The sequence below is a fragment of the Kineosporia sp. R_H_3 genome, from assembly GCF_002198675.1.
GTDB lineage: Bacteria > Actinomycetota > Actinomycetes > Actinomycetales > Kineosporiaceae > R-H-3.
In genome coordinates this window covers 1-9,829 of sequence record NZ_MWLL01000183.1, presented here as the reverse complement: position 1 = coordinate 9,829, position 9,829 = coordinate 1, and the positions used below count along the sequence as shown (strand labels likewise).

Below are 9,829 nucleotides of genomic sequence, written 5' to 3'. Positions count from 1 at the left end.
CTCATGCTCGCGTCGTGTACCGCAAACCCGCTGCGCGAGCACCGTTTTCGGTACACGGCGCGAGCATGAGCGGGGGTGGGTGGGGTCTACGTGAGTGGGAGACAGAGGCGGTGGTCGCCGGTGAAGCCGTGGCGGCGGTAGAAGGGGACCGACCGCTCGGAAGGGCTGACGAGCAGGTACTGCAGGCAGCGGTCACGAGCGGTCGCGACGACGGCGGTGAGGAGGGCGGCGCCGATGCCGTCGTCCCGGAGCGCGGGCAGCACGAAGACCGACTGCACGAACCCGGACCGGCGGACGGGGACGTCGACGTCCGGCGGGCGCTCGAGAGTCGCGAGCCACGCCATGCCCACCGGCCGGTCGCCGTCCAGGGCGAGGAACGCTGTGTGCGTCGACGTGTTGGCGGCGAGCCATGTCGCGAACCGTGCGGCGAACTCCGGCGACGGCTCGGCGCTGCCGACCGGGGCGCGGCCCTTCTCCAGACCCCAGAGCCAACGGAGGCCGACGAGCGCCGCGGTGTCCCGCCCGGGCTCGGCCGGCCGCACCGTGATCGCTCCCGTCATGCCGCTCATGCTCGCAGCAGGTACCGGATCTCGGCCGTTCTCGGCCCGGAAACGGTGCACAGCACGAGCATGAGCGGTGGTGTGGGGCGCCTCAGCCGACGAGTCGGGCGTACCAGTGCGCGGCGCTGACGTCCGTCAGGGACGCCACCTGGTCGACGACGACGCGCAGCCGGGCACCGTCGTCCGCGGCCTCGCGCCACAGCGCGGCGAACGGCGGCTCGAGCATCTCGGGCGCCGCGTCGACGAGCGCCTCGAGCAGGTCGGCGAGGAGCTCGCGCTGGCGGGCGTAGAGCGGCTGGCGGTCGGCGAGGGTCATGACGTAGACGGCGGCGACGCCCTTGAGGGTGTTCACCTCGACGAGCGTCTCCCGCGGCACGACGACGTCGGCGGCGTAGCGGGTCAGCGGGCCGGGGCCGAACTTCTCCCGGGTCGCGCGCTCGGCCGCGAGCGAGAAGCGGCCGATGAGCTGCGACGTCATGTCCTTGAGCGCGGCGAGCGCGCGGTGCCCGCCGTCGAACTCCCCCACCCACACGGGCAGCGCCTGCAGCCGCGCGAGGGCCTCGGCCACCTCGTCGTCGGCGACGTCGGAGACGTACCAGGAGCGCACCTGGGCGGCGACCCGCGCGACCGCCTCGGGCGAGCGGAGCACCCGCTGGTCGAGGTGGCCGCCGACGATCGCGTCCTCGACGTCGTGGACGCTGTAGGCGATGTCGTCGGACAGGTCCATGACCTGCGCCTCGACGCACCGGACGTCACCGGGTGCGCCGTCCCGGAGCCAGTCGAAGACCGGGGCGTCGTCCGGGTAGGCGCCGAACTTCGGGGACGCCTCCCCCTTCGGTCCGGCCCCGCGCGCCCACGGGTACTTCGTGCAGGCGTCGAGCGAGGCCCGGGTGAGGTTGAGCCCGACGCCGCGACCGGTGACCGGGTCGACCACTTTCGGCTCGAGCCGGGTGAGCACCCGCAGCGTCTGCGCGTTGCCCTCGAAGCCGCCGATGCCGCCCGCGAGCAGGTCGAGCGCGGTCTCGCCGTTGTGCCCGAACGGCGGGTGGCCGAGGTCGTGGGCCAGGCACGCGGTGTCGACGACGTCCGGGTCGCAGCCGAGCGCCAGCCCGAGCTCGCGGCCGACCTGGGCGACCTCGAGGCTGTGCGTGAGCCGGTTGCGGACGAAGTCGTCCGTGCCGGGGCCGACGACCTGGGTCTTCGCGGCGAGCCGGCGCAGCGCCGAGGAGTGGACGACGCGCGCCCTGTCGCGGGCGAACTCGCCGCGGCGCGGGTCCTTGGGCGGCTCGACGACCCAGCGCTGGGTGTCGTCGAGGCCGTAGCCGGCGCCGCGGCCCGCCGGGTCAGCCACCGGACACCGACAGCTCGGCGTGCAGGATGTCGGCCGCCGCGAGGTCGTCGAGGTCGCGACTGTCGAGCCAGCCCTCGGGCAGGGTGACCTTGCGGGCGCTGCCGCTGCGCCCGCGCGGGCCCTCGGCGACGTCGCCCGGGTAGGGCTGGATGCCGTCCAGGCTCGCGGCGAGCGCGTCGAACGCGGCGAGCGAGTCGACGAGCGCCAGCCCGGCCCGCGCCTCCTGCCCGACCGAGTAGCCCTTGAGGTACCAGGCGACGTGCTTGCGGATGTCCCGGCAGGCGCGCAGCTCGGCGAGCTCGGGCCCCTCGGGGCCGCCCGCCGTGCCCTGACCGCCCGCCGCCAGGTAGTGCTCGGCGAGCGCGAGGACGTGCCGGCGCATCGTCGCGAGCACCTCGCCCAGCGTCGGGGTGACCCGGTCCGGTCGGCCCGCGAGCGCCGCGGCGAGGTCGGCGAACAGCCACGGCCGGCCGAGGCAGCCGCGGCCGACGACGACGCCGTCGCAGCCGGTCTCGGCCATCATCCGGACGGCGTCGTCGGCCGACCAGATGTCGCCGTTGCCGAGGACCGGCACACTCGTGACGACCTCCTTGAGCCGCGCGATCGCGGACCAGTCCGCCGTCCCCGAGTAGTACTCGGACGCCGTCCGCGCGTGCAGGGCGACGCACGCCGCCCCCTCGCCCTCGGCGATCCGGCCGGCCTCAAGGTAGGTCAGGTGGTCGTCGTCGATGCCCTTGCGCATCTTCACGGTCACCGGGACGCCGTACGGCGCGGCGGCGCGGACCGCCTGCCCGACGATCGCCGTGAACAGCCCGGACTTCCACGGCAGCGCGGAGCCGCCGCCCTTGCGGGTGACCTTGGGCACCGGGCAGCCGAAGTTCAGGTCGATGTGGTCGGCGCGGTCCTCGGAGACGAGCAGCTTGACGGCGGCCGCGACGACGCCGGGGTCGACGCCGTACAGCTGGACGCTGCGCGGGGACTCGTCCGGGTCGTGGGCGATGAGCCGCAGCGACTCGTCGTTGCGCTCGATGAGCGCCCGGGACGTCACCATCTCGCTGACGAAGACGCCCCGCCCGCCCTGGCTCGCCATCGCCTCCCGGCACAGCCGCCGGAACGCCTGGTTCGTGATCCCGGCCATCGGCGCGAGGACCACGGGCGTGGCGACCTCGTGGGGCCCGATCCGCAGTGTCACGGGCCCATTCTCGCAGGCAGGTCCGTCCGGCCGACGCACGGACGGACGGCGCGGGCCCCGGCCAGGTGGGGTCCGCGCCGTCCGCGTGGTCGGGCCGCCCGGTCGGGCGGCCGTCGGGTCAGCTCAGGTGGTGCACCGGCGCCAGGTTGTAGACCGGCGTCGGGATGCCCTCGTACCGGGCCTTGAGCTGCAGGGCCAGGTACAGCGAGTAGTGCCGGGACTGGTGCAGGTTGCCGCCGTGGAACCACAGCGCCTCCTGCTGGGTGGGCTTCCACATGTTGCGCTGCTCGCCCTCCCACGGGCCGGGGTCCTTGGTCGTGTCCGACCCGAGGCCCCAGACCTTGCCGACCTTGTCGGCCATGTCCTGGCCGACGAGGTCCGCGACCCAGCCGTTCATCGAGTTGTAGCCCGTCGCGTAGACGACCAGGTCGGCCGGCAGGGTCGTGCCGTCCTCGAGGACGACGGCGTCCTCGGTCAGGTGGTCGACCTGGCCGTGCGCGAGCTTGATGTCCCCGTTCGCGACGAGCTCGGAGGCGCCCACGTCGATGTAGTAGCCCGAGCCGCGGCGCAGGTACTTCATGAACAGGCCAGAGCCGTCGTCGCCCCAGTCGAGCTCGAATCCGGCCTTCTCGAGCCGGTCGTAGAAGTCCTGGTCGTGGCGCTTGATCTCCTCGTACACCGGGATCTGGAACGTGTGCAGGATCCGGTACGGCAACGACGCGAAGATCATGTCGGCCTTCTCGGTCGTGACCCCCGCGGCGACGGCCTCCTCCGAGTAGAGCCCGCCGAGCGCGATCGTCATGAGCGAGTCGGACTTCACGATGTGCGTGCTCGTGCGCTGCACCATCGTCACGTCCGCGTCGTGCTCCCACAGCGCCGCGCAGATGTCGTGCGCGGAGTTGTTCGAGCCGACGACGACGCACCGCTTGCCCGTGTACGCCTCCGGCCCGGGGTGCTGCGAGGAGTGGTGCTGGTCGCCCTTGAACAGGCTCATGCCGGGGAACTCGGGCATCCGCGCCTTGCCGGACATGCCGGTGGCGAAGACGACCTGCTTGGGCTTCAGCGTGACCTGCTCGCCGTCCCGGTCGACCTGGACCGTCCACTCCTTGGCCGCGTCGTCCCAGGTCGCGGACGTCACCGTCGACCGCGACCAGTACGGCACCTCCATGACCTTGACGTACATCTCGAGCCAGTCGCCGATCTTGTCCTTCGGCGCGAAGACCGGCCAGTTGTCCGGGAACTTCAGGTACGGCAGGTGGTCGTACCAGACCGGGTCGTGCAGGCACAGGCTCTTGTAGCGCTTGCGCCACTGGTCACCGGGGCGGTCGTGCCGGTCGATCGTCACCGCGGGGACGCCGAGCTGGCGCAGCCGCGAGCCGAGCGCGATCCCGCCCTGGCCGCCGCCGATGACGACGACGTACGGCTGCGCGGTCGTCCCGAGCTCCGCGGCCTCGCGCTCGCGCTTCTCGGCCCACGTCTCGCGGTCCTTGAAGGCGCCGTGCGCGACGCCCTTGGGCCGCTGGGTGCCCTTGTTCTCCTCGAAGCCCTTGAGCTCGCGCAGGTCGGTGAGGAAGGTGAAGGCCCCCTCGTCGGTGAGCCGCAGCAGGCCGGAGCCGCGCCCGACGGCCGTCTCGAACTCGATCCAGGCCTCGGCGACGCCGTCCGCCTCGGTCGCGGGCTCCGTCGTCCGGAACCCCGACGGGTCGGTGGAGTCGAGCGTGGCCCGGAGCATGTCGGCGACGCCCTCGGGCCCCTCCACGGTCGTGATGTTCCAGGTGAACGCCACGAGGTCGCGCCAGAAGCTCGTCGTCGCGAACATGCCGGCCGCGCGGTCGACGTCGCGGGCGGCGAGCGCCGCCTCGAAGTCGGCGAGCCAGCGGTCGACACGCTCCTGCGCGGTCGGCCCGCTCGCGACGGCGACGTCCGTCGCGTTCGCGTCCGGCTCCACGGTCTGCGTCATTGCATCCCCTTCCGTTCGGAGTACCTGCGAGGAGCACAGCGGTCCGGGGCGGGCGGGGGCAACGGTTGCAGACCGTTGCAGGGCGCGGGCGGGCCCGCGCGGGGCGGCTCAGCCCTGCGGTCGCGCCGTCCAGAGCGCGAGCCGCGCGGCGGACTCCTCCATGAACATCACGAACGCGGCGTCGACGCGCTCGGTGTCCCCGGAGATCAGCAGGTCGGTCGCGAGGCCGCGCATCCGGGCGAGCAGCGTCGTCGCGGCCGCCGGCGCCTCCTCGGGCGGGCAGCCGATGAGCAGCAGCCCCGCCTCGATGGCCCGCAGCCGGCGCTCGAGCGACCGGCGGAGCGCCTCCGCGAACGGCGGGTCGCCGTAGAGCGACAGCCCGACGAGCGAGATGAACAGCCGGGCCCAGCGCAGGCCGTCGCCGGTGCGCAGGTAGGCCCAGGCGTCCCGGATGTCGTAGCCGGCGCCGATCCGCTCCGGCGAGGGCAGCAGCGCACGGGTCAGGACCTCGTCGACGATCTCGGCGATGAGGTCGTCGCGCGTGGCGAAGTGGTGGACCAGCGTGGCGTGGCTGACCCCGACGGACGCCGCGACCCCGCGCAGCGTGAGCCCGGCGACACCGTGGTCGAGCGCGTGCTGCGTGACCGCCTCGAGGATCTCGCCGCGGCGGTGCTCGTACCGCGTGCGGCGACCGTCCGGCTTCTGCGTCACCCCGCCGACGGTAGTGGCCGCAGATCCGTCGCACAGATTGATTGACCACTTGGTAGAACTATCTCTAGGGTTCCTTTCGTCCATACCAATGCGCATTGGTACGAGTTGCCCCTGCGCGCCCTCAGGGAGTCCCCACCCATGAGCACAGGACCACGCAGCCGCATCCTCCGGCTCGCCCTGGCCGCCGTCCTCGTCGCCGCCGGCACCGCCGGCGCCGTCACCGGCATCGCCGGTCCGGCCGCCGCCGCCAACCCCTTCGAGCGCGGCCCGGCCCCCACGAACGCGAGCATCGAGGCCTCCCGCGGCTCGTTCGCCGTGAGCCAGACGACGGTCTCCCGGGCGAGCGTCACCGGGTTCGGCGGCGGCACGATCTACTACCCGACCACGACGACGGCCGGCACCTTCGGCGGCGTCGTCATCGCCCCCGGCTTCACCGCCCGGCAGAGCAGCATCGCCTGGCTCGGGCCGCGCCTGGCGTCGCAGGGGTTCGTCGTCATGACGATCGACACCATCACCACGAGCGACCAGCCGGCCTCCCGCGGCGACCAGCTGCTCGCCGCGCTCGACTACCTCACCCAGCGCAGCAGCGCCCGCACCCGGGTCGACGCGGGGCGGCTCGCGGTGATGGGCCACTCGATGGGAGGCGGCGGCACCCTAGAGGCGGCCAAGGACCGGCCCTCGCTCAAGGCGGCGATCCCGCTGACGGCGTGGAACCTCGACAAGACCTGGCCCGAGATCCAGACGCCGACGCTCGTCGTCGGGGCCCAGAACGACACGATCGCCTCGGTGCGGTCGCACTCGCAGCCGTTCTACAGCAGCCTGCCGTCGACGCTCGACAAGGCCTACCTCGAGCTGCGCGGGGCGAGCCACTTCGCGCCGAACACCTCGAACACGACGATCGCGAAGTACTCGATCTCGTGGCTCAAGCGCTTCGTCGACGAGGACGCCCGCTACACGCAGTTCCTCTGCCCCGCCCCCGGCACGAGCACGACGATCTCGCAGTACCTCGCCACCTGCCCCTACTGAGCCGGCCCGACCCGGACCGGTGCCGGGGCCCGCGGTCCCTCGGGGGGACGGCGGGTCCCGGCGTCCCGGCGTTTCGCGCCGGCCCCACGGGGCACCGGGACGCCATGGGTGACTACGAGCGCAGCACGACCGTGGACGCACCGGTCGACGAGATCTTCGAGTTCCTGTCGAAGGTCGAGAACCTCCCCCGCTACATGGAGCGCATGACCGAGGCGCACTCGGTCGCCGGCGACGAGGTGAGCGTCGAGGCCCGGCTGGAGCCGGAGGACGTCGGCGGTGACGACCCGGCGTCGGGCACACCGGACGGCGACGGCGAGCGCCGGGTCCGCGGCGAGGCCTGGTTCCGGATCGACGCCGACAACCGCCGCCTGGAGTGGGGCGCGGAGGGGCCGCACGACTACCGCGGCGAGCTCGAGGTGTCGGCGGCCGGCAGCGGCTCGCAGGTCACCGTGCGACTCCACACGACGCACGAGGCGCCGGGGATCGAGGACGGCCTCGACGGCACGCTGGCGAACATCCAGCGGATCGCCGCGTCCGACCCCGAGGTGAACCCCGGCGCCTCGACGAGCTGAGTCGATCTGCTCCGGACGGAGCAGGAGCGGGTCAGCAGCCCGGCAGGTTCCCGGCGAGGTAGCCGACGACCTGGTCGAGCGAGACCCGCTCCTGCTTCATCGAGTCGCGCTCGCGGATCGTCACGGCCTGGTCCTCGAGGGTGTCGAAGTCGACCGTGATGCAGAACGGCGTGCCGATCTCGTCCTGGCGGCGGTAGCGGCGACCGATCGCCTGCGCGTCGTCGAACTCGATGTTCCAGTACTGCCGCAGCTCGGCGGCGAGGTCGCGGGCCTTCGGCGAGAGCGCCTCGTTGCGCGACAGCGGCAGGACGGCGGCCTTGACCGGCGCGAGCCGCTTGTCCAGGCGCAGCACGATCCGCTTGTCGACGCCGCCCTTGGTGTTCGGCGCCTCGTCCTCGTCGTAGGCCTCGATGAGGAAGGCCATCATCGAGCGCGTCAGCCCGGCCGCGGGCTCGATGACGTACGGCACCCAGCGCTCACCCTTGGCCTGGTCGAAGTACGACAGGTCGACGCCGGACGCCTCGCCGTGCGCCTTGAGGTCGAAGTCCGTGCGGTTCGCGATGCCCTCGAGCTCGCCCCACTCCGAGCCCTGGAAGCCGAACCGGTACTCGATGTCGACGGTCCGCTTGGAGTAGTGCGAGAGCTTCTCCTTGGCGTGCTCGTAGTGCCGCAGGTTGTCCCGCGAGACGCCGAGGTTCGTGTACCAGTCGGTCCGGGTGTCGATCCAGTACTGGTGCCACTCCTCGTCGGTGCCGGGCTCGACGAAGAACTCCATCTCCATCTGCTCGAACTCGCGCGTGCGGAAGATGAAGTTGCCGGGCGTGATCTCGTTGCGGAACGACTTGCCGATCTGGCCGATGCCGAACGGCGGCTTCTTGCGGGCCGAGTCGGCGACGTTCTTGAAGTTCACGAAGATGCCCTGGGCGGTCTCGGGCCGCAGGTAGTGCAGGCCGGACTCGTCCTCGACCGGGCCGAGGTAGGTCTTCAGGAGGCCGCTGAACTGCTTGGGCTCGGTCCACGCGCCCTTCGTGCCGCAGTTCGGGCACGGGATCTCCGCGGGCGACGTCGCCGGGCGGCCCTTGCGCTCGGCGTACTCCTCCTCGAGGTGGTCGCCCCGGTAGCGCCGGTGGCACGACTGGCACTCCACCAGCGGGTCGGTGAACGTCGCGACGTGGCCCGAGGCGACCCACACCTGGCGGGGCAGGATCACCGACGAGTCGAGGCCGACGACGTCGTCGCGGCTCGTCACCATCGAGCGCCACCACTGCTTCTTGACGTTGTCCTTGAGCTCCACGCCGAGGGGGCCGTAGTCCCAGGCCGACCGGGTACCGCCGTAGATCTCGCCGCAGGGGTAGACGAAACCCCTGCGCTTGCAGAGGTTGACGACGGCCTCGAGGCGGGCTTCGGACGACGGCTTGGCAGCCACAGGTCACTCCATTGGGCAGGTGCAGGACGAGCGTCCAGGGTACCGGTCGCCCGGTGCCCGCCGTCCCGCCGTTATCGGGCGCGCGACGCCCCGGCCGGGCCGGCCGCCGCGGCGGTCAGCCCATGAGGCGCAGGTCGGCGACCCCGTCGTCGTGCCGCAGCGCGTACCGCAGCCCCGGGTCGGCGCCGGCGTCGACGTGCCGGACGGCGCGTTCGCCGTCCCGCCAGTCCGCGGGGTCGACGAGCACCCAGCAGCGGTCCCGGCCGGTGACGACCCGGACGTCGTCCTCCACCCCGACCCCCACGCAGTCCGCCCAGCGCACGATGTGGACGTCGCCGTCCTCGTCGCGCAGACCGATCCCGTCGGGCAGCGTGAACAGCGCCGTCCCCGCCGGGGCCCCGGACCGGAAGCGCCGCCGCTTGAGCACGTCGGCCCTCTCGGGCACCGTCCGGGACGCCGCGCAGCCGGGGATCTGCGCGAGCGGCACCGCGGGCCGGGTGCCGTCCGGCACGACGACGTACGCGTCGGAGAGCGCCTCGGCGAAGGCGAGCCGCACGTCCTCGGCGGTGAGCGCCTCGATCTCCGCGAGCATCTCGACGCGCCCGGAGCGCTCGCGGCCGGCGACGTGCTCGGAGGCCGCGAGGTACGCCTCGCCGACGACGGACCGCGGGTCCGCGAGCATCGCCCGCAGGCCGGCGAGGTCGTGCGCGAGGTCCTCGGCGCACGGGCCACGCTCGGCGAGCTCGGTCGCGAGCTCCCAGACCCGGCCGGCGACCCGTCCGGCGAGCTCGCGGCGGCACTCCGGCCCGAAGCTCAGGTGCCGGGTGCCGTCCCCGACGGCGACCGCCTTGTACGTGAGGTCGTAGACGACGGCCTCGTCGCGGCGCAGCGTCTCGCGGCAGCGGTCGGCGAGCACCCGGCCCGCGACCCGCAGTGCCGCGGTGTCCTTGCCGACGATCCCCAGGCCCGGCAGCGGGCTGTCGACGGGCACCCAGCCGGGGCCGGCCGGGCCGCGCTGGGCGGGCGTCGGG

Annotated in this window: 9 protein-coding genes; 2 read left to right on the top strand and 7 right to left on the bottom strand. The window is 73.0% G+C overall.

What is annotated here, in order from left to right; all coding sequences use genetic code 11:
* Window positions 1-86 precede the first annotated feature (86 nt).
* The 5 genes from ECOMGDLI_RS20480 to ECOMGDLI_RS20460 all read right to left on the bottom strand — a co-directional run bounded on the left by ECOMGDLI_RS20480 (window position 87) and on the right by ECOMGDLI_RS20460 (window position 5,774).
* Window positions 87-560, bottom strand: coding sequence for a GNAT family N-acetyltransferase (locus tag ECOMGDLI_RS20480; protein WP_158221084.1), 474 nt, complete (start codon window positions 558-560; stop codon window positions 87-89).
* Window positions 561-651: 91 nt separating this feature from the next.
* Window positions 652-1,911, bottom strand: a complete 1,260-nt coding sequence (locus tag ECOMGDLI_RS20475) for a deoxyguanosinetriphosphate triphosphohydrolase (protein WP_088318741.1) — start codon at window positions 1,909-1,911, stop codon at window positions 652-654.
* Window positions 1,904-3,049: a tRNA dihydrouridine synthase DusB gene (gene dusB, locus ECOMGDLI_RS20470; RefSeq protein WP_088318743.1), complete on the bottom strand. Its 1,146-nt coding sequence runs from the start codon at window positions 3,047-3,049 to the stop codon at window positions 1,904-1,906. The genes ECOMGDLI_RS20475 and dusB overlap by 8 nt, the downstream gene beginning before the upstream one ends.
* A 172-nt stretch (window positions 3,050-3,221) precedes the next feature.
* Complete coding sequence (locus ECOMGDLI_RS20465) at window positions 3,222-5,063, bottom strand: NAD(P)/FAD-dependent oxidoreductase (protein ID WP_088318740.1); 1,842 nt, start codon at window positions 5,061-5,063, stop codon at window positions 3,222-3,224.
* Window positions 5,064-5,171: 108 nt separating this feature from the next.
* Complete coding sequence (locus tag ECOMGDLI_RS20460; protein WP_158221083.1) at window positions 5,172-5,774, bottom strand: TetR/AcrR family transcriptional regulator; 603 nt, start codon at window positions 5,772-5,774, stop codon at window positions 5,172-5,174.
* 138 nt (window positions 5,775-5,912) lie between these two features.
* Here ECOMGDLI_RS20460 and ECOMGDLI_RS20455 point away from each other — a divergent pair, with 138 nt between their 5' ends.
* Both ECOMGDLI_RS20455 and ECOMGDLI_RS20450 read left to right on the top strand, forming a co-directional pair.
* Window positions 5,913-6,800, top strand: a complete 888-nt coding sequence (locus tag ECOMGDLI_RS20455; protein ID WP_088318738.1) for a dienelactone hydrolase family protein — start codon at window positions 5,913-5,915, stop codon at window positions 6,798-6,800.
* Window positions 6,801-6,904: 104 nt separating this feature from the next.
* Window positions 6,905-7,372 (top strand): SRPBCC family protein, encoded by a 468-nt coding sequence (locus tag ECOMGDLI_RS20450; RefSeq protein WP_088318737.1) that lies wholly within the window; start codon window positions 6,905-6,907, stop codon window positions 7,370-7,372.
* A 31-nt stretch (window positions 7,373-7,403) separates the two neighbouring features.
* Here the strand turns inward: ECOMGDLI_RS20450 and ECOMGDLI_RS20445 are convergent, their stop codons facing one another.
* Together ECOMGDLI_RS20445 and ECOMGDLI_RS34775 are read right to left on the bottom strand one after the other, a co-directional pair.
* Window positions 7,404-8,798: a glycine--tRNA ligase gene (locus ECOMGDLI_RS20445; protein ID WP_088318736.1), complete on the bottom strand. Its 1,395-nt coding sequence runs from the start codon at window positions 8,796-8,798 to the stop codon at window positions 7,404-7,406.
* 115 nt (window positions 8,799-8,913) lie between these two features.
* On the bottom strand, window positions 8,914-9,829 hold a 916-nt coding region (locus ECOMGDLI_RS34775; protein ID WP_158221082.1), incomplete at its 5' end, for a hypothetical protein.

What these genes read in the sequence shown, in the direction of transcription:
- ECOMGDLI_RS20465 (WP_088318740.1), bottom strand. Translation starts at nt 5,063, where the DNA reads ATGACGCAGACCGTGGAGCCGGACGCGAACGCGACGGACGTCGCCGTC.
- ECOMGDLI_RS20480 (WP_158221084.1), bottom strand. Translation starts at nt 560, where the DNA reads ATGACGGGAGCGATCACGGTGCGGCCGGCCGAGCCCGGGCGGGACACC.
- ECOMGDLI_RS20455 (WP_088318738.1), top strand. Translation starts at nt 5,913, where the DNA reads ATGAGCACAGGACCACGCAGCCGCATCCTCCGGCTCGCCCTGGCCGCC.
- ECOMGDLI_RS20450 (WP_088318737.1), top strand. Translation starts at nt 6,905, where the DNA reads ATGGGTGACTACGAGCGCAGCACGACCGTGGACGCACCGGTCGACGAG.
- dusB (WP_088318743.1), bottom strand. Translation starts at nt 3,049, where the DNA reads ATGGCCGGGATCACGAACCAGGCGTTCCGGCGGCTGTGCCGGGAGGCG.